Here is a 19,406-nt window from a genome sequence, read left to right as displayed (position 1 = left end):
TTATCTGTTTATTATAAATTATAGAACGTAGGCTTAATCTTTTACGATACGATTAAAATGACGATAGGCATGGCTCGTTGCAATACGGCCTCTTGGCGTACGTTGAATAAACCCTTGTTGAATAAGATAAGGCTCTAATACATCTTCAATGGTTTCACGTTCTTCGCCGATCGCTGCGGCAAGATTATCAAGCCCTACAGGGCCACCCATAAATTTATCAATAATTGCAAAGAGTAATTTGCGGTCTAAATAATCAAAACCTGCCGCATCAACATTCAACATATCAAGAGCCTTAGATGCAGTGTCTTCATCAATAGCGCCATTCCCTTTCACTTGAGCAAAGTCTCGTACACGGCGCAATAATCGGTTAGTAATACGAGGTGTACCTCGTGATCGCATCGCAATTTGACGAGCACCTTCAGTGGTCATATCAAGCCCCATAAAGTTGGCGCTACGCGAAACAATATGTTGTAGATCGTCAACATTATAAAATTCAAGGCGCTGAACAATACCAAAGCGATCACGTAAAGGGGATGTCAATGAACCGGCTCTTGTGGTTGCACCAACAAGTGTAAAAGGTGGCAAATCAATTTTAATAGAGCGTGCTGCAGGCCCTTCACCAATCATGATATCAAGTTGATAATCTTCCATGGCAGGGTAAAGAATTTCTTCAACAACAGGGGAAAGACGGTGAATTTCATCAATAAACAACACGTCATGAGGTTCAAGATTAGTCAGCATTGCGGCTAAATCACCGGCTTTCTCTAATACAGGGCCTGATGTCGTACGCAAATTAACGCCCATTTCATGGGCAATAATATTAGCCAGTGTTGTTTTACCTAACCCAGGAGGTCCAAAAATAAGTAAATGGTCTAAAGCATCATGACGTAATTTAGCTGCCTGAATAAAAATCTCCATTTGCTCACGAACTTGAGGTTGCCCTACATAGTCGGCAAGAGATTTAGGCCGAATGGCCCTATCAATCATTTCTTCTTCAGGTTGTTGAATTTCTGCTGAAATCAGGCGATCTGCTTCAATCACAATGTATTACCCCTAAATAGCCGCACGCAAAGCTTCTTTAATCAGCGTTTCACTATCCGCACCCGGTTTAGCTACTTTACTGATCATTTTAGCCGCTTCTTGCGGTTTATACCCTAATGCAATTAATGCTGATGATGCTTCTGCTTCAATATCTGCGGTAGTTGGTGCTTTAGGTGATGTACTTGCAGGCAATTCAATATCACTGTTTTGATCGAATAAATCACCATTGAGTCCTTTAAAGCGGTCTTTCATTTCAACCACTAAACGCTCGGCTGTTTTCTTACCAACACCCGGTAATTTGACTAATGATGAAATAGCTTCGTTTTCAATGGCGGTAACAAATTGGCGAGCTGACATGCCTGATAAAATCGCCAATGCTAATTTAGGCCCTACGCCATTCACTTTAATTAGTTCACGAAAAAGTGCGCGTTCTTGTTTTTGGTTAAAACCATAAAGTAACTGTGCATCTTCTCGTACAATAAATTGCGTGTAGATAATGGCTTCTTGGCCAATATCAGGCAATTCATAAAAACAGGTCATTGGCATATTAATTTCATATCCAACACCATTACCTGCTTCGATCAGCACCACTGGTGGCTGTTTTTCAAGAATAATTCCTCTGATACGACCTATCACCTTAACGCCTCCGCAAAAATAATTACGTCAAGTTTATAACATAAAAAAAGCTGGACGTATATCCAGCTTGTGAAAAACCAAAGACAATGAGCAAGATAAAGACCTATCTTAATCGACCGCGTGCTAAAACGAGACGAGGATCACCCACGCGTAATAAATTTTGGTTAAAGTGGCAATGGGTAATCGCAATCGCCAACGCATCGGCAGCATCTGATTGAGGTGCCGCTGATAATTTTAATATTGATCGCACCATATGCTGTACTTGGCTTTTATCAGCGGCGCCTGTACCCACAACAGTTTGTTTGACTTGCCGAGCCGCATATTCAAAAACGGGCAAATCGTTATTTACTGCCGCTAATATTGCCACACCTCGCGCTTGCCCCAGCTTTAAGGCAGAGTCGGCATTTTTAGCCATAAAGACTTGTTCAACAGCAAAGACATCCGGCGAAAATTGCGTGATAATTTCGCTGACACCTGCATAAATACGTTTAAGTCGATTAGGAAGGTCAGGAACCTGTGTACGAATACACCCACTTCCCAAATAGATAAGCTGTCGCCCTTGCTGTCGAATTACGCCATAACCTGTAACACGCGAGCCTGGGTCTATACCTAAAATGATAGCCATATCATTTCCTGTTGCCGATATGGTCGATGGCGAGAGAAAAGAGCAATAAACCCTGCTTTGCTCTTCTCTTCGCACTTTCTAATAACAGAATTGAACACTGTTATTTTCGATAATCGTTAGAACGATTACAGGATATCTTCCAGTTGTTTTGCAACTTCATCCGAGATATCACCGTTGTGATATACTTCTTGTACATCATCACTGTCTTCTAACATATCGATAAGACGCAGTAATTTTGGTGCAGTTTCAATATCAAGTTCCGCTTTCGTGGATGGGATCATCGAAACTTCAGCTGATTCAGCCACAAAACCCGCAGCATCCATTGCATCTTTAACTTCACCAAACGATTCTGGCGTAGTATAAACATCGATAGCGCCGTCATCATAAGTTTCAACGTCATCAGCACCTGCTTCTAACGCAGCTTCCATAACAGCATCTTCATCAACACCGGGTGCGTAAGAAATCACGCCTTTTTTGGTAAACAGGTAAGAAACTGAACCGTCTGTTCCTAAGTTACCCCCTGTTTTGGTAAATGCATGACGAACATCGGAAACAGTACGGTTACGATTATCACTTAAGCACTCTACCATCACTGCCGTACCCGCTGGGCCATAGCCTTCATAGATGATAGTTTCCATATTATCATTTTCATCACTACCCACACCGCGTGCAATTGCACGATTTAAGGTGTCTCGAGTCATGTTGTTTGATAATGCTTTATCAATTGCCGCACGTAAACGTGGGTTAGTTGCAGGATCGCCCCCCCCTAAACGTGCTGCTGTAACTAATTCACGGATGATTTTAGTGAAAATTTTACCGCGTTTCGCATCTTGCGCTGCTTTACGGTGTTTTGTATTGGCCCATTTACTATGACCTGCCATGAAAATATCTCCAAACGTGGTCTAATCATTAAATAACAAATTCTTCAATTGCTTGCTGATTACTGGCGGATTTTGTTAATTTTGCCGCCTGTGACGCGTCTAGCCATTGGTATTGTGAATGTTCAGTTAGCGCTATATCTCGCTCTGCGGGCAGTGCTAACGTAAACCAATGTTCCTGACAATGTGTCACATCAGGTGCATAACGATGCCGAAAATGTGCAAAAATCTCAAAAATAATTGAGCGATGACAATCCACCAGCTCAAGACTTTCTTTTATGATATCAATTCCAATCTCTTCTTGCACTTCGCGCAATGCGGTTTGAAAAGGGGTTTCCCCCTCTTCTATACTGCCCGTCACTGATTGCCAGAAATCAGGATCATCTCGACGCTTCAGCATAAGCACCCGTTTGGTTTCCTTTGCATAAATAACAACTAAAACGGATATCGGGCGCTTATATTTCATCATTTACTCTTTATCTTCGCTAACTTCTTTTTGAGTCACTGCAATCGCTAACTCTTTTAAAGAATCGGCATTAGCAAAGCTTGGTGCATTAGTCATTAAGCATGCAGCCGCAGTTGTTTTAGGGAAAGCAATAACATCACGAATGTTATCCGTTCCCGTTAACAACATCACTAAACGGTCTAAACCAAAAGCTAAACCGGCATGTGGTGGCGTACCAAATTTTAGTGCATCTAATAAGAAACCAAATTTCTCTTGTTGCTCATCTGGCGAAATACCTAAAATGCTAAACACCGCTTGTTGCATTTCATTACGGTGAATACGTACCGAACCACCACCCACTTCATAACCGTTAATGACCATATCATACGCATTCGCCACTGCACCCACTGGATGTGCGGTCAACTCAACAGGTGATAAGTCTTTTGGTGACGTAAATGGATGGTGCATTGCACTTAAGCCACCGGTATCTTCATCTTCTTCAAACATTGGGAAGTCGATAACCCACAATGGTTTCCATGCGCTTAAGTCTGTCAGTTCAAGATCACGTCCGACTTTCAAACGCAACGCACCCATTGCATCACTCATTGTGCCTTTACGACCCGCACCAAAGAAGATTAAATCACCGTCTGCTGCGCCCGTTGTTTCTAAAATACGATTAACAACCTCGTTCGTTAGGAATTTAGCAATTGGGCTTTGTACACCTTCAATACCTTTTGCACTTTCGTTGACTTTCATCCACGCAAGGCCTTTCGCACCATAAATGCCGACAAACTGTGTATATTCATCGATATTCTTACGGGTTAATGATGCGCCACCAGGTACACGCAGTGCGATAACACGGCCATTCTCATCATTTGCAGCTTGTGCAAACACACTGAACTCAACATCTTTAACTAAATCAGCGATGTCTTTGAGTTCCATTGGGTTACGTAAATCAGGCTTATCTGAACCATAGCGACGCATTGCTTCCGCAAAGGTCATCACAGGGAACGCGCCTAAATCAACATTTAGAATATCTAACCATAAAGCATGGATCATACGCTCCATCACTTCGCGCACTTGGTCTGCACTCATGAAAGAGGTTTCAACATCGATTTGTGTAAATTCAGGTTGGCGATCAGCACGTAAGTCTTCATCACGGAAGCATTTTACGATTTGATAATAACGGTCAATACCAGACATCATTAACAGTTGTTTAAACAACTGTGGTGATTGTGGTAATGCATAAAATTTACCTTTATGCACACGGCTTGGAACTAAATAGTCACGCGCGCCTTCTGGTGTCGCTTTGGTTAGCATTGGGGTTTCAACATCAAGGAAACCTTCACCATCCATAAAACGACGAACAAAACTTGTGATCTTGGCACGAGTTTTTAAGCGATCTGACATTTCAGGGCGACGCAGGTCTAAATAACGATAGGTTAAACGACGCTCTTCCGTATTTGTTTGATTGCTATCTAACGGTAATGGCTCTGAACGGTTAAAAATAGACAGAGATTCTGCCGCTAACTCAATTTCACCTGTTGCCATATTCTTGTTAACTTGGCTATCAGGACGAGCGCGTACTGTTCCTGTGACTTGAATACAAAATTCATTACGCAGTTCTGCTGCCTGAGAAAATGCCTCTTTCTGCTCTGGGTCAAAGAAGACTTGAACAATACCTTCGCGATCTCGCATATCAATAAAGATAAGCCCACCTAAGTCACGGCGACGGTTAACCCAACCACAAAGAGTCACTTTTTGGCCCACATGGGCACTATTCAACTGCCCACAATAATTAGTACGCATACAATATCCTTTTACTCAGCTTGTTGTGCTTTCTGCTGCGGAAATTTTGGCAATAGTCTTTTTCGAGTAGTGTCAAAAAAAAGGCAGACATTATAACGAAAATTCTTCATGGAGATAAGAGTATAGACCTAGTTTATATGATACATCTTTTCAAGGATTTGCTAATCCCCAAACAATTAATTAATAATAATTATTTATAGCGACAGAAGTCGCTTTGAGGTTTATCATTAAATTCGCCGTTTTTTGGCTTTGGCAATGGAGAAAAGATGGTTAGCTCGCTTTATATCGTACTGGGCGCACTATTATTGATTAAACTGTCCTTCAATGTTGTAAAACTCAGAACACAATATCGGGTTGCTTATGGTGATGGTGGTTTTTATGAATTACAAACAGCCATCCGCGTTCATGGCAATGCGGTAGAATATATTCCTATTTCCATGATCTTACTGCTGGTTATGGAAATGAATGGTGCTTTTGTTTGGATGGTACACATCTGTGGCTCAATTTTAATCGCAGGTCGCTTCTTACACTCTTATGGATTAAAACACCGCGAACTTCGTTGGCGTCGTTCAGGCATGGCCGCCACTTACTTATCAATGGTATTGATGATCATTGCTAATATTTATTTCCTTCCTTGGATACAAATCTTTTCCTTTTATTATTAAGTCCTCGTGGGAATAACATGATCATCCATGATCAAAACCGACATCCTTGCTGTTGTCTCTAATAACGGCAAGGTATCAAAAAGGTTTATTTATTTTTTCCAATTTCTTTCTAAATAATGCAACTTTGTGAGCACCGTCGCTTCTGGTAGAATGCTCACTTCTTTTATTCCTTAAACCTATTTTAGTTATGTCGAACTCAAAATCATCACAACAAGACAGCTTATTTGCGACACCTATTGCTAACCTTGGTGACTGGCGCTTTGATGAAAAAGTCGCTGAAGTGTTCCCAGATATGATAAAACGCTCAGTACCGGGTTACTCTAATATCATTTCTATGATTGGAATGCTTGCTGGTCGCTTTGTTACACCTAATAGCCAAATCTATGATTTAGGCTGTTCTTTAGGTGCGGCTACCCTTTCTATGCGCCGTAATATTAATGTTGCAGGTTGCAAAATTATTGGCATTGATAATTCACCCGCTATGGTAGAACGTTGTCAGCGCCATATTGATGCCTATAAAGCGGAAACACCCGTTGATATTATTGAAGGGGATATTCTTGATATCGAGATTAACAACGCCTCAATGGTGGTGCTTAATTTCACCCTACAATTTTTAGAACCACATGATCGCCAAACATTATTAAATAAAATCTACCAAGGTCTTAATCCGGGTGGAGTGTTAGTCCTTTCTGAAAAATTTAGTTTTGAAGATAAAGAGATTGGTGAACTACTGTTTAATATGCACCATGATTTTAAGCGTGCTAATGGTTACAGTGAATTAGAAATCAGTCAAAAACGTAGCATGCTAGAAAATGTCATGCTAACAGACTCTGTTGAAATGCATAAAACTCGCTTACATAGTGCCGGTTTTTCACATGCAGAAGTTTGGTTCCAATGTTTTAATTTCGGCTCTCTTTTAGCGATTAAAGGCAATAACTAATGATTAATTTCGGCTCTTTTTATCAACATATTGCGCAAGATGAGCGCTTATTTCATTGGTTAGAAACCTTACCCGCTCAACTTACACAATGGCGTTCTTATGCATTACATGGTCATTTTGCATCATGGGAAAGAATGCTAGAAAACTTGCCCGAAATCACGCCCTCTGAACTTGATTTAAAAAAAGGCGTTATCGCCAATAGCACCCCGGCATTAAGTGCGGGAGAACAACTTGGTTTAAATAATATTTTAAAATCATTAATGCCATGGCGAAAAGGTCCTTTTTCCCTTTATGGTGTTGATATTGACACAGAATGGCGTTCAGATTGGAAATGGGATCGAGTATTGCCTCACCTTTCACCACTTGAAGGCCGTTTAGTACTAGATGTGGGTTGTGGTAGCGGTTATCACATGTGGCGAATGTTAGGGGAAGGCGCTGAATTTGTTGTGGGAATTGACCCCACTCAGCTTTTTTTATGCCAATTTGAAGCCGTCAGAAAATTATTAGGTAACGACCAGCGCGCGCATTTAATTCCTATTGGTATTGAACAAATGCCCGATTTACATGCCTTTGATACCGTTTTTTCTATGGGTGTACTTTATCATCGTCGTTCACCACTTGATCATTTATGGCAATTAAAAAACCAACTGGTTTCTGGAGGCGAATTAGTCTTAGAAAGCCTCGTCATTGATGGTGATGAATTCCAATGTTTGATCCCAGGTGAACGTTATGCACAAATGCGTAATGTGTACTTTATTCCATCAGCGAAAATGCTAAAAGTGTGGCTAGAAAAATGTGGTTTTAACGATGTCCGCATTGTCGATGAAAACACAACTTCACTTGATGAGCAACGTAAAACAGATTGGATGGTAACGGATTCATTAGATGCCTTCTTAGATGTGAATGATAAAACAAAAACAGTTGAAGGCTATCCTGCCCCTAAACGTGCAATATTAATTGCAACTAAGCCTTAAGTTTTTATTTTATTTAAAAGGGATATCAATTTATTTAATATCCCTTTTTCCATAATATCGTCGTTACTTTCTTATTAAAATTATCTTTAACTCTATTTTTACTCTCTGATAAGCGTTTAAAGAAAAATTATGGCAAATACATCAAAAAACAAAGCGGCTAATCAAAAGAAAATAACTCAAAAGAAGCAACAGTCTCTTTTACAAAAAAATAAATGCCAACAATATAATGATCCTCTTTTTTCATCCTTTATAGAAGAAACAACATCGGTAAAAGCGCTACCATTAACGCCATTACAACGTGGCATTCAACTTTTTTTCTCATTATTTGATTATGCCACACAGATTTTATACGTCGCTTTTATTATTACTGTTTGGTGGCTCCCTGAGCGTTTTTCTGTTCAAACCATTTATAATCTTACGGTTTTATTTTTATTTGAATTTATTCTTGTGCATTCTGGCGTATTTATGGCTGCATTTGCACGCACTAAATTTATTTTTGCACTCATCCCAATTTATAGTATTTTTGCTTTAATTATCAATAGTATGATTATGGGTGATGAAAATTTAATTATTTGGCTTTACGCTGTGATCATCGCCAATCGTATAATTAGTGGTTACCAAGTAAAAACAAAAGAAGAAATGGGAAAAAACCTACTCTATTCTGCACTATTAGTTATTAATTTTATGTTATGCCTTTTCTCTGTACTTATTTTTCAATTTTTAGTGCCTTATGGTGGATTAACACCACAATATTTAAATGAAATTGATTATCTCTATTTAATTCCGCAACACAGTGATTATTTTAATGTTCCTCATGTAGGCATGGCTTACGGCACCCTATTTTATAGTATTCCTTTAGCTTGTATTACCTATATTAATCTATTACCAATTTATAAACGCATGATGCTAAAAATCAAAATACGCAATCGCAGATAGCGTTATTCAACGCTTGTTGTTCTTATTTATTCATGTTTTAATACGCTCGTTATTACTCCATTTACATTTAAGAAGGGACTTCCCCACGATGAACTAAATTCTGCCAGAAAATTATTTCAAATACCGCATTGGTATTCATTTTCTGTTACTGGCAGACAATAGTTTATTTCGTCGTATCTAAAAAAGATCTCGGCTGTCTGCCACCTATTTCTCATAGGAGGTCTCACGATGGCAATAGCCTGTCACTTTTCACAACTTAATATCGAATTTAATCAAGAAGCCCTTTTTCCCCCTTTAACTCGTTCACTCGCATGTCAGCGAAATGCCTTAATTGGTCATAATGGTAAAGGAAAGTCGGTGCTCTTAAGATTATTAGCACAAAAAATATTACCAACTTCAGGGCAAATTAATTGGAACAGACCCTTTGTTCACGTTGATCAATTAACACGATTACAAGGTAATACACTTGCTGAAGCTTTAGGTATTAATGAGATCCATCAAGCATTCAAACGTGTTGATGCTGGCATTGCAACACTGGAAGATATTGAGTTGCTTGATGATAAATGGCAACTCCCCGTTACTTGGCAAAATTTATTAAATTCCGCACAACTTCCTGTCGCACTTGAGACACCTATTGCACATCTTAGTGGTGGTGAACAAACACGTTTGGCACTTTGCCATGCCTTTTTATGTGAAGATAGTTTTCTTCTGTTAGATGAACCTGATAATCATCTTGATTACCAAGGGCAGCAATGGCTGGTGAAACAATTAGCACAACACAAAGCAGGATCGTTGATCGTGAGTCATAATCGTAACTTGCTCACTTATATGGATGCTATTTTAGAATTAAGTGAAAAGGGCTTATCTGAATATGGGGGGAATTATGCCTTATATGAAATGCAGAAAGAGGCAGAAACTGCCTCTTTAGAGGCCGCTAGTGAACGATTAAATAGCCAAATAAAAAATGAGAAACGTCAACAACAAGCCACATTACAAAAGGCAACACAGCGCAAACGACAAGGCGAGTCTATCAGACAAAGTGGCTCTCAATGCTTACTTTTGCTTGATATGCAAAAAAATCGAGCAGAACAACGTCAATCTGCCGTTGCTAAACGGCATCAGCGTGTTATCGAAGATATGCAATCCCAAAAACAGAATGTGGATGAGGAAAAATCGCATATCCATCAACAAAAAATCACCTTGAATTATCAAAGTGAAGGCCATCGTTTAAATGTGTTTGTTGATAATCTTCAACTACCGTATGGTTACCAACGCCCTATTTCATTTTCCGCTTACGGTAATGAACATTGGCATATTAAAGGTAAAAATGGGGGTGGGAAATCAACATTATTAAAATGTTTGATCCAAAAACTCACACCATTATCAGGAGAGTTTCGTCTTAATCAGGATTACTGTTACCTCGATCAACATCTTGCTCTACTTGATAAAACATTACCCGTTGCTCACGCTTTACACCAATATCAACCCGCTATTTCTATCGAACAATGGCGAACACGCCTTGGTATGTTAAGGATCAGAGGCGATAAATCTTTGCTTCCCCTTGAAAAATTAAGTGGTGGTGAACAATTAAAAGCGACATTATTAGCATTAACCCACAGCCCAACGCCCCCTGCGGTATTATTGCTTGATGAACCCGATAATCATCTTGATATTGAGTCTAAACAACTGTTAGAAAATTTGCTAATCGAATATCAAGGCACATTATTATTAATTTCTCACGATGAAGCCTTTGTTGAGCGTTGCGGTATAACACATACATTATTATTAGAAGATATTGAGTAAATACAATACAGATTTATTGCAATATATTTGGAAGAATAAAGGACATAAAAACTAATGATGTTCTATTAATAGAGAGTAAGAATTTAACTCACCAGAACGTAAGACTGCGCTTTTTTGGCGCAGTCTTCGAATCTTTAGCTCAAGCTTATTTTATTAAATTTAAGACGCTAAAGGTGCATGAATGCTCATAATATCTTTCATTGCTTCAACCGTATCTTCATCAACACAGTAATGAGTAAACTCATCGACTTCACTGTCTGAGCTCATGGTTACCCCAGCTTTACGATAAACCATAGTTGAGGGGGCGACTTTCCCTGCGGAACTGTGAATTTCTTTTAAGCCTACATCTAAGAATTTTTGGATATTACTTAGTCTTACACCAGCACCCGCCATAATGATGGGGCCTTTCGTTTTTTCATTTAATGTTCGTAATAAAGATAAGCCAAGCTCCGCATTTGCCTGTTGCCCTGACGTTAAAATACGAGAAACGCCTAATTGAGTAAGCTGTTCTAATGCCAATAGCGGATTAATACACATATCAAAAGCACGATGAAAAGTAATCGCTAATGGGCCAGCAAGTTCCATTAAGATTTCCATTTTAGGGAGATCAATATGCCCTTCTTCATTTAAAAGACCCACAACAGCACCCGAAAACCCCATATCGCGGATAAGACTAATGTCATTTTTCATTGCTGAAAAATCAGCTTGTGTATAACAAAAGTCACCACCACGAGGGCGTACAATGGGATGAACGGGTATACGAACAAGATCCCTAACTTGTCTTAGCATCCCAAAGCTTGGCGTAATGCCACCTTCCGATGGGCTGGTGCACAGCTCAATTCTATCTGCGCCTGCTCGTTCTGCTATCAACGCACATTCTGCGCCAAAACAACAAATCTCCAACGTAGCCATATCATCCCTCTTTATCCTTAATACAGAAAGTAATCAGAAAATAAATATCATTTCTTAGCGATTACTAACAATAGTTGTCGAATATCGTTATTCATTCAATTCCACCATCAGAATTTTGTGCTGACACAAGCAAACTATTTTCTGAAAATGTCGCTCAACACTCACTTTCTACGATTTCAAGTAACGAATAAGGATGATACTTCACAGTGACTTTTCCATTAGAAATAGCAACCGTCGGATTAGGCAAACGCTCTTTTTCCCCTTTAGGCTCACTGATTTTTAAACCAATTCCCTCTGGTAAAGGTTGAGGTAAAAATGACATCACTTTATTCACTAATTCAGTAGGTTCAATGGAAATAACTTGTTCTATATGTTCCCAACCTTGGTATTCGTATGTTTTATGTGTTGGAAATGGCAATTCAATAATAGAGATAGGCTGATTTAAAATCATTAATGGCGTATCTAACTGAAATAGGTAAATAGGTCGCCCATTAATGACATTATCAGAAATACACTTTCCACATTGACTTAGCCCTATTTGCCATTGCGTTGCCAACTCTAAATTGTGACAACGTAACGATACATGATCGGTAGAGTACCGTGTTAAATCTAAACCTATACTATTAGCAAATTGCATCATATTTTCTTCAAAGAATGGAAGTTCACGATTTAAATCATTTAATTGAGGTATTGAAGAAAATAACGCCATTTTGAGCAACCTTAATGAAAAACAGAGAAAAAACCTTAAAGATAAGGCTCAGATAGTAGCATGTCCTAGCTGGAATATGTTATAAATTCAAGGTTAATCCCAATTCTTTATAATAAACTTGGCAGGCATCTGTCTTCAGGTTTTATTTTCTCAATAATTTAAGGTAACCCGGTGAATATTCAGGCTTTTCTTTCAGAAAAAATCAGTGTGGCAATGTGTGCTGCTGGCGCACCCGCTGATAGCGAACCTCTTGTCCGTCAGTCAGCTAAAGTACAATTTGGTGACTATCAGGCAAATGGTGTCATGGGAGCTGCAAAAAAAATGGGGATCCCACCCCGACAACTCGCAGAAAAAATTCTGGAAAAGCTCGATATTACCGATATTGCAGATAAAGTTGAAATCGCAGGCCCTGGTTTTATCAATATTTTTCTAACCCAAGAATGGATAGCTAAACAAGCTGATAATGCATTAGCTGATGAACATTTGAATGTTACCCCAGTCGCACCTCAAACTATTGTTATCGACTATTCATCGCCGAATGTTGCGAAACAAATGCATGTGGGTCACTTACGTTCCACCATTATCGGTGATGCGAGTGCACGTACTTTATCTTTCTTAGGCCATAATATTATTCGAGCTAATCACCTAGGTGATTGGGGAACGCAATTTGGTATGTTGATTGCGTATTTAGAAAAAAAACAAAACGAAAATGCCGCAGATATGGCGTTATCGGATCTCGAAGAGTTTTATCGCGAAGCTAAAAAATGCTATGACGAAGATGACGTATTTGCAGAGCGTGCCCGTAACTACGTTGTAAAACTGCAAGGTGGTGATGAATATTGCCGTACCATGTGGCGTAAACTCGTTGATATCACCATGCAACAAAACCAAGTCACTTATCAACGCCTTAATGTCACTTTGACTGAAGATGACATTATGGGTGAAAGTCTTTATAACCCGATGTTACCTGGTATTGTTGCTGACCTAAAAGCGAAAGGCCTTGCTGTAGAAAGTGAAGGTGCAACCGTTGTTTTCCTTGATGAGTATAAAAATAAGGAAGGCGAACCAATGGGTGTTATCGTTCAGAAAAAAGACGGTGGCTACCTTTATACAACAACCGATATTGCTTGTGCGAAATATCGTCATGAAAACCTACATGCTGATCGTGTTCTTTATTATATCGACTCTCGCCAGCATCAGCATTTAATGCAAGCGTGGACGATTGTACGTAAAGCTGGTTATATTCCTGAATCAATGTCACTTGAGCATCATATGTTTGGCATGATGCTAGGTAAAGATGGTCGCCCATTTAAAACACGTTCTGGTGGTACAGTTCGTTTAACCGATTTACTTGATGAAGCTTATGATAGAGCTCGTAACTTAATTCTTGAAAAAAATCCTGATATGGATGAAGAAGAATTAAATAATGTTGCTCGAGTTGTCGGTATCGGTGCGGTTAAATATGCTGATTTATCTAAAAACCGTACAACAGATTACATCTTTGATTGGGATCTAATGTTAAGTTTTGAAGGTAATACTGCGCCTTATATGCAATATGCCTATACACGCGTTGCTTCAATCTTTAAACGTGCTGACATTGATGAAAACTCATTAACACAGCCTATTGCATTAACTCAATCTCATGAAAAACAATTAGCATTACGTTTAGTACAATTTGATGAGACTATTATGCAGGTTGCACGAGATGGCACACCTCATGTGATGTGCGCTTATCTTTACGATCTAGCACAATCTTTCTCTGGTTTTTATGAAAACTGCCCTATCTTATCCGCTGAAGATGAAAATACTCGCCAAAGCCGTTTAAAACTGGCTCGTTTAACAGCGAGAACGTTAAAGCAAGGTTTAGATACATTAGGTATTGAAACGGTCGATAGAATGTAATTTTTCCCTATTATCAAATAACAGTGACAAAAAAACCGATGGCAATTTAACCATCGGTTTTTTTATTAATTTATTCAATATAACGAGAGAACCACTTCAATTGCTCACTCCAATTCAACGTCCAATGCTACTTAATCATTAATCTTCGTTAGCAGTTATAACATCCTGACACAATAGCCCTCTGATATCTTTCGCCTCAATCCAGCCATCAACACTATCTATTGGTTTGCTTGGGCTATAAAGGCGGTCATTGACATCTTTAGCTGTGAATGACAGCTTCTCATTAGTCTTGTCAAATACACCAACACAGTTAACTGGTGTTAATTTTGAGGTATTAATTTTTCCGTCCGCCGTACAACCTGCAAGAAATAGCGTAGCTAATGATACAGAAATGATAATTGCTTTTTTCATAGTAGCTCCTTGACACTCTTTTATTTTTATTTTTACTAAAAATCATCGAATGATTGTTTAGTAGTCTTCAAACTAGAAATATCTAATAGTTTACAACTGCTTTGAGTATAGCGAACAAATGAAGAAATATTTGAGTTATTGAGCTATTAATGAAAAAAGTGAGAAATATTGCGAAGGATTTGAAAAGAGAGGGAAAAACAGAAAACAAAGACGGAACAAATGAAAGTAATAATTAGTGTACCATACTGAATTCTCAGTAACCTAATTACCCATTAATAATAGATTCAATATTATTTTCATTATTTACACGACTTATTGTTCACTGCTTATCCCCAGCAATCGTATTTACCTATTTGAAGCGCAGACAAAATAGATATGATTACTTTCAGTAGTACTGAACGATAACAAGCAAATAACTTTACAGTCACGGTTAATCTACCTGAATAAAGAAATAATAATATGTTTTAAATCAAAAAAATCAAATATTTTAAAATATACTGCAATATTTTGAAATATTTGTAATATATCATCATTAAGTAAGAAATATTTAACAGATGTGTCATTTTTTAAACCTAGACAACACCAGAGAGTTTATCTAAAAAAAGATAATTTATCAAACCATAAGTGTTTAGAATATAGCGTCTATTTTTTTACTTTATGTAAAACCACACCTTTAGTAGACAAATTATCTAAAGATATTCGGCATGTTTAATGTTTAGATTTATTTATCAATAACAGATAAAAGTCATATTAAAATGCCGAAAAACTGTATGAATCGTTCAATGATTGGAAAAAAAATTTAATAAAAAAAGAATCTAGTAAAATTCTCCCCAGCCTATTTTTTGTTTTTTTCTCTCAATGCAATAAATATGGCGGGCTGAATTAAATGCTAAAAATGTGATCTGAGTGGCATTATAAATAGTCTAAAAATAGAGGAAGGATCTAGATAACCGAAGTGATGCTAACAAAAACATTATTGGTTTAAGACTCCTCGCGCTTAACACCGTAGCAAGGAGTCTGTACCATAAACTATAAAGCGCGTAACGAAAAATGGCGTGGTCTAAAACCTAACGCATATAAAGCAACAAAATAGCTACCCGCTCCCGCTACAACAACCAATAACAGACGTAAGATCCGCATTAGCATACTGCCAACATCCCAACTTGGCATTATCCATAACATTCCGACTAAAACTGCTCCCATGACCACAAGTGCAATCGTCAGTTTTAACAAAAATACAGGCCACCCCGCTAAAGGTTGATAGATATCTTTCTTACGAATTTGCCAGAACAACATTGATGCATTGAAACAAGCCGCAATACCTATAGAAAGCGCAAGACCGACATGCTGTAAGCTACCCACAAATGCTAGATTCATAAGTTGCGTAAGGATAAGTGTTGCAATGGCTATTTTTACGGGCGTTTTAATATCCTGACGAGAATAAAAACCGGGAGCTAAGATTTTAATAATAATAAGTCCCATCAACCCAACACAGTAAGCTATTAACGCTTGTTGTGTCATTAATGCATCATGTGCATTGAAGTTACCATATTGAAATAAAGAAACAGTTAAAGGACCAGACAATACTGCTAAACCAATGGTACAAGGTAATGCTAATAAGAAGCACAATCTTAGTCCCCAATCCATCAGTTTTCTATACTCTTGCGTATTACCACTGGCAAAACTTTTAGATAATGATGGTAATAAAATAGTGCCTAATGCCACACCTAATACACCGGTAGGTAATTCCATAAGTCGGTCTGCGTAATACATCCAAGAAACAGAGCCTGAAACTAAGAAAGAAGCAAAAATCGTATTGATAATCAATGATATTTGACTAACAGAAACCCCCAAAATGGCCGGCCCCATTAATTTAAGAACTCGCCATACTCCACTATTTTTAAATGAAACCCGGGGTAATACCAGCATACCAATTTTCTTCAAATGCGGTAATTGATACGCCAGTTGTAACACACCTCCCGCAACCACGGCCCACGCTAATGCCATAATTGGTGGATTACAATAAGGCGCAACGACAAGAGCAAAAAAGATCATGCTGACATTAAGCAGTGTTGGTGCAAATGCAGGAACAGAAAAACGATTCCACGTATTAAGAATTGAGCCTGTTAATGAAGCTAAAGAAATAAGAAAAATATAAGGAAAGGTGACCCGTAATAAATCTGTCGTCAATTGAAATTTATCAGGTGAACTACTAAAACCGGGTGCAGTAACATAAATTACCCAAGGTGCAGCCACAATGCCGATCACGGTGACAACGGCAAGGATCAGTGTCAACATTCCCGACACATAAGCAATAAAAGTGCGAGTTGCTTCATCCCCTTGTTGATTTTTGTATTCCGCTAAGATAGGAACAAATGCCTGTGAAAATGCACCCTCAGCAAAAATACGGCGAAGTAAATTTGGTAATTTAAACGCAACAAAAAAAGCATCGGTTGCCATACCTGCGCCAAAAATACGCGCAATGATTGCATCACGAATGAACCCTAAGACTCGTGAAAACATAGTCATGGAGCTCACAGCGGCAAGTGATTTAAGTAAATTCATAAAGTCATTCTAATTTTTGTTGAATGGAATAAAAAGAAAGGGACTATACTCCGTCTCTAACATCGAAAAATCAATCCTCAATTGGCTAAAAATAAGCAGTTTCAACTGACGTTTAGCTAATTCCAATAAGAGAAAAACACATGTTATTTATGGCCTAGCCAATATCTTTCTCAACATTAATTCCAGCATATTTTGGTTCTCACTTTCATTAAACTCAGGGTCGATAAGATTTCTTCCCATTGAGCCATCCGCAATGACTAATAGCCAAGCCGCAATTTTCTCTGGTTCTAACGTCGGATCAATTTGCTCTTTTTTAATACCGCTCTCTAGCATTGCAATCAAACGTTGTTTATTGTTTCTTTCATTTTCAATAAAAATTTCGTGAATGCTCGCATTACGTGAAGCTTCAGCAAAAATCTCAATGCTGATACGTGCATATTGCGGATGATTATAGAGCTCTATGATTTCCTTCATTACATGAATAATTGCTTGAATACTCTCTTCTTGGGCTTCATAACGACAAAAAATATCATCAAAGAGTTGCGCATCTTCTACTGCAATAGCTTCAATAATGGCATTTTTATTAGGAAAATAATGGAATACATTTCCTGGGCTCATACTTGCTTCACGGCAGATTTCTGCTGTTGAAGTGGAGTGAAAACCTTTTACAGCAAAGCAACGTATCGCGGCATCAATAATATGCTTCATTTTCGCTTTCTGTTTTTCTGTCACGGTCTTATTCATATCGGTTAAAAATCTCTGGACAAAATAAATTAGACTGATTAGTCTATAAAAAAGATAGACCAAACAGTCTAAAAGTTAACCCTATTATTGCAGAGTAACGATATCATGCAATTATTTCATGAACACTATAAGCTTCGTCTTGCAACACCTTCAGATATTCCTGAAATTATTCAATTATTTGCACAAGCATTTTGTTTTAAATTACACGCTTTTAATATTGATAGCACTATTCCTAAGCAACGTCAGCAATTAGAAGCTATATGGAATACACTCGCCTGTAAAAAGAATAGCCAACAATTTGTTGTTACTGACAATGAGAAAATAATTGCTACCTTTTGTTTAGTGATAAAAGAAGCTAATTTTACTTTAAATTCCTTTATAAAAACGCCATTTTTTTATTATTGGCGCTTTGGTATTACACAGTATATTAAGCAAAAAATTTTCTTTTCTTTATTTGACTACACGCCAAATGATAATGAAGTTTATTTAGCACATATTGCTGTTTTATCATCCTACCAAGGGCATGGCATTGCTTATGCAATACTTCAATGGATAACCCAATATAGCCAAAACATACTGAAAAAAGCGTATTTATCACTTTATGTAGATGTTAATCATGAGGGTGCGCTTTATTTATATAAAAAGAATGGATTTAATATTGAAAGAGAAGAGTCATCACGCTTAACACTCTCTATTTTTCACATTCAACATTGGTATTATATGTTGAAAAAGATCGATTAAAAGGTAACTAAAAGCACTGTTATAAGAACATGTTCAATCTTATTATAAACAGTGCTTTATTTTCAATAATAAGGATTAACGTTTAACATAAGTTCGTGTTGTCAACGCGGTTAGCACATGATCTCGCCACTCTTGATTAATTTGTAGATAATTTTTTGCATAACCTTCTCGCTCAAAACCATGTTTAGCTAATAAATTGCCACTGCGTAAATTATGAGGCATATAATTTGCCATAATACGGTGCATACCTTGTTGACGTTGCATATAACGGAGTGTCTCTGTTAATGCTTCAGACATATAGCCTTTACCTTGCCATTTCTCACCCACAGAATACCCTAAAAAGCAGGCATTAAAAGCGCCACGCATGACATTGCTATAATTTGCCACACCAATAATTTCATCTTCTTTAGGCGTTAACAACAAAAAATGAAAAGCACTTTCTTGGCGATGTAACTCATTCATAAATTGTAAACGATGTTCCCAACCAGAAGGTAAATAATGTGTTTTATCTCTTAATGGTTCCCATGGAATTAAAAAACGACGATTTAATGTATAATAATCAGCCAACCTTTCAGCATCTCTTTCATAAGCTAAACGAATTATCATTCTTTCCGTTTCAAAACGAATTTTAGGAATTCCACCACGATAGCCAAACATTACGATCCCATTA

The 19,406-nt window shown here is 37.9% G+C and carries 18 protein-coding genes and 1 pseudogene; 7 read left to right on the top strand and 12 right to left on the bottom strand.

Annotated features, from left to right (window positions below):
* Positions 1-54 precede the first annotated feature (54 nt).
* The 6 genes and pseudogenes from ruvB to aspS all read right to left on the bottom strand — a co-directional run.
* Positions 55-1,041, bottom strand: a pseudogene (ruvB, locus tag INT39_RS00380) (Holliday junction branch migration DNA helicase RuvB); the annotation flags it as partial.
* 12 nt (positions 1,042-1,053) lie between these two features.
* Positions 1,054-1,677: a Holliday junction branch migration protein RuvA gene (gene ruvA / locus INT39_RS00375; protein WP_193016539.1), complete on the bottom strand. Its 624-nt coding sequence runs from the start codon at positions 1,675-1,677 to the stop codon at positions 1,054-1,056.
* A gap of 103 nt (positions 1,678-1,780) precedes the next feature.
* A complete protein-coding gene (ruvC, locus tag INT39_RS00370) occupies positions 1,781-2,302 on the bottom strand; it encodes a crossover junction endodeoxyribonuclease RuvC (RefSeq protein ID WP_193016538.1) in 522 nt (173 codons plus the stop codon).
* A gap of 125 nt (positions 2,303-2,427) precedes the next feature.
* A complete protein-coding gene (locus INT39_RS00365) occupies positions 2,428-3,183 on the bottom strand; it encodes a YebC/PmpR family DNA-binding transcriptional regulator (RefSeq protein ID WP_193016537.1) in 756 nt (251 codons plus the stop codon).
* A gap of 28 nt (positions 3,184-3,211) precedes the next feature.
* On the bottom strand, positions 3,212-3,646 hold the full coding sequence (gene nudB, locus INT39_RS00360) for a dihydroneopterin triphosphate diphosphatase (protein ID WP_193016536.1): 435 nt from the start codon (positions 3,644-3,646) through the stop codon (positions 3,212-3,214).
* Between the two features lie 3 nt (positions 3,647-3,649).
* On the bottom strand, positions 3,650-5,434 hold the full coding sequence (gene aspS, locus INT39_RS00355) for an aspartate--tRNA ligase (RefSeq protein ID WP_193016535.1): 1,785 nt from the start codon (positions 5,432-5,434) through the stop codon (positions 3,650-3,652).
* A gap of 266 nt (positions 5,435-5,700) precedes the next feature.
* Between aspS and INT39_RS00350 the strand changes: the two genes are divergently transcribed.
* The 5 genes from INT39_RS00350 (at position 5,701) to INT39_RS00330 (ending at position 10,752) form a co-directional block, all read left to right on the top strand.
* A complete protein-coding gene (locus tag INT39_RS00350; protein WP_193016534.1) occupies positions 5,701-6,099 on the top strand; it encodes an MAPEG family protein in 399 nt (132 codons plus the stop codon).
* Between the two features lie 187 nt (positions 6,100-6,286).
* A complete protein-coding gene (cmoA, locus tag INT39_RS00345; RefSeq protein ID WP_193016533.1) occupies positions 6,287-7,039 on the top strand; it encodes a carboxy-S-adenosyl-L-methionine synthase CmoA in 753 nt (250 codons plus the stop codon).
* Positions 7,039-8,013: a tRNA 5-methoxyuridine(34)/uridine 5-oxyacetic acid(34) synthase CmoB gene (gene cmoB, locus INT39_RS00340; RefSeq protein ID WP_193016532.1), complete on the top strand. Its 975-nt coding sequence runs from the start codon at positions 7,039-7,041 to the stop codon at positions 8,011-8,013. The genes cmoA and cmoB overlap by 1 nt, the downstream gene beginning before the upstream one ends.
* A 129-nt stretch (positions 8,014-8,142) precedes the next feature.
* Positions 8,143-8,949 (top strand): hypothetical protein, encoded by an 807-nt coding sequence (locus INT39_RS00335; RefSeq protein WP_193016531.1) that lies wholly within the window; start codon positions 8,143-8,145, stop codon positions 8,947-8,949.
* Between the two features lie 228 nt (positions 8,950-9,177).
* A complete protein-coding gene (locus tag INT39_RS00330) occupies positions 9,178-10,752 on the top strand; it encodes an ATP-binding cassette domain-containing protein (protein WP_193016530.1) in 1,575 nt (524 codons plus the stop codon).
* A gap of 159 nt (positions 10,753-10,911) precedes the next feature.
* Here INT39_RS00330 and cutC read toward each other — a convergent pair whose 3' ends face one another.
* Both cutC and INT39_RS00320 read right to left on the bottom strand, forming a co-directional pair.
* Entirely contained in the window at positions 10,912-11,664 is a 753-nt protein-coding gene (gene cutC / locus INT39_RS00325) for a copper homeostasis protein CutC (RefSeq protein ID WP_193016529.1), read from the bottom strand.
* A 154-nt stretch (positions 11,665-11,818) separates the two neighbouring features.
* A complete protein-coding gene (locus INT39_RS00320) occupies positions 11,819-12,373 on the bottom strand; it encodes a VOC family protein (protein WP_193016528.1) in 555 nt (184 codons plus the stop codon).
* 171 nt (positions 12,374-12,544) lie between these two features.
* On the opposite strand from INT39_RS00320, the gene argS reads away from it, so the two are divergent.
* The gene (gene argS / locus INT39_RS00315; RefSeq protein ID WP_193016527.1) at positions 12,545-14,275 is read left to right on the top strand and encodes an arginine--tRNA ligase; all 1,731 of its coding nucleotides are present in this window, start codon (positions 12,545-12,547) and stop codon (positions 14,273-14,275) included.
* A 138-nt stretch (positions 14,276-14,413) separates the two neighbouring features.
* Here argS and INT39_RS00310 read toward each other — a convergent pair whose 3' ends face one another.
* The 3 genes from INT39_RS00310 to INT39_RS00300 form a co-directional block, all read right to left on the bottom strand.
* Positions 14,414-14,686, bottom strand: coding sequence for a hypothetical protein (locus tag INT39_RS00310; protein ID WP_193016526.1), 273 nt, complete (start codon positions 14,684-14,686; stop codon positions 14,414-14,416).
* Positions 14,687-15,715: 1,029 nt separating this feature from the next.
* Entirely contained in the window at positions 15,716-17,251 is a 1,536-nt protein-coding gene (gene murJ, locus INT39_RS00305) for a murein biosynthesis integral membrane protein MurJ (RefSeq protein WP_193016525.1), read from the bottom strand.
* Between the two features lie 147 nt (positions 17,252-17,398).
* A complete protein-coding gene (locus INT39_RS00300; RefSeq protein WP_193016524.1) occupies positions 17,399-17,995 on the bottom strand; it encodes a TetR/AcrR family transcriptional regulator in 597 nt (198 codons plus the stop codon).
* 105 nt (positions 17,996-18,100) lie between these two features.
* Between INT39_RS00300 and INT39_RS00295 the strand changes: the two genes are divergently transcribed.
* Positions 18,101-18,736, top strand: a complete 636-nt coding sequence (locus INT39_RS00295) for a GNAT family N-acetyltransferase (RefSeq protein ID WP_193016523.1) — start codon at positions 18,101-18,103, stop codon at positions 18,734-18,736.
* Between the two features lie 75 nt (positions 18,737-18,811).
* On the opposite strand, the gene rimJ is transcribed toward INT39_RS00295, so the two are convergent.
* Positions 18,812-19,393 (bottom strand): ribosomal protein S5-alanine N-acetyltransferase, encoded by a 582-nt coding sequence (gene rimJ / locus INT39_RS00290; RefSeq protein WP_193016522.1) that lies wholly within the window; start codon positions 19,391-19,393, stop codon positions 18,812-18,814.
* Positions 19,394-19,406: the final 13 nt, after the last annotated feature.

This window comes from Pseudomonas sp. FME51 (genome assembly GCF_014897305.1).
This window is presented reverse-complemented; position numbering and strand designations above follow the sequence as displayed.

Bases quoted from the DNA above. Each gene is read 5' to 3' on its own strand.
- cutC (WP_193016529.1), bottom strand. From the start codon at position 11,664: ATGGCTACGTTGGAGATTTGTTGTTTTGGCGCAGAATGTGCGTTGATA.
- cmoA (WP_193016533.1), top strand. From the start codon at position 6,287: ATGTCGAACTCAAAATCATCACAACAAGACAGCTTATTTGCGACACCT.
- INT39_RS00330 (WP_193016530.1), top strand. From the start codon at position 9,178: ATGGCAATAGCCTGTCACTTTTCACAACTTAATATCGAATTTAATCAA.
- INT39_RS00310 (WP_193016526.1), bottom strand. From the start codon at position 14,686: ATGAAAAAAGCAATTATCATTTCTGTATCATTAGCTACGCTATTTCTT.
- INT39_RS00295 (WP_193016523.1), top strand. From the start codon at position 18,101: ATGCAATTATTTCATGAACACTATAAGCTTCGTCTTGCAACACCTTCA.
- INT39_RS00350 (WP_193016534.1), top strand. From the start codon at position 5,701: ATGGTTAGCTCGCTTTATATCGTACTGGGCGCACTATTATTGATTAAA.
- aspS (WP_193016535.1), bottom strand. From the start codon at position 5,434: ATGCGTACTAATTATTGTGGGCAGTTGAATAGTGCCCATGTGGGCCAA.
- INT39_RS00300 (WP_193016524.1), bottom strand. From the start codon at position 17,995: ATGAATAAGACCGTGACAGAAAAACAGAAAGCGAAAATGAAGCATATT.
- INT39_RS00320 (WP_193016528.1), bottom strand. From the start codon at position 12,373: ATGGCGTTATTTTCTTCAATACCTCAATTAAATGATTTAAATCGTGAA.
- ruvC (WP_193016538.1), bottom strand. From the start codon at position 2,302: ATGGCTATCATTTTAGGTATAGACCCAGGCTCGCGTGTTACAGGTTAT.
- INT39_RS00335 (WP_193016531.1), top strand. From the start codon at position 8,143: ATGGCAAATACATCAAAAAACAAAGCGGCTAATCAAAAGAAAATAACT.
- nudB (WP_193016536.1), bottom strand. From the start codon at position 3,646: ATGAAATATAAGCGCCCGATATCCGTTTTAGTTGTTATTTATGCAAAG.
- INT39_RS00365 (WP_193016537.1), bottom strand. From the start codon at position 3,183: ATGGCAGGTCATAGTAAATGGGCCAATACAAAACACCGTAAAGCAGCG.
- cmoB (WP_193016532.1), top strand. From the start codon at position 7,039: ATGATTAATTTCGGCTCTTTTTATCAACATATTGCGCAAGATGAGCGC.
- murJ (WP_193016525.1), bottom strand. From the start codon at position 17,251: ATGAATTTACTTAAATCACTTGCCGCTGTGAGCTCCATGACTATGTTT.
- rimJ (WP_193016522.1), bottom strand. From the start codon at position 19,393: ATGTTTGGCTATCGTGGTGGAATTCCTAAAATTCGTTTTGAAACGGAA.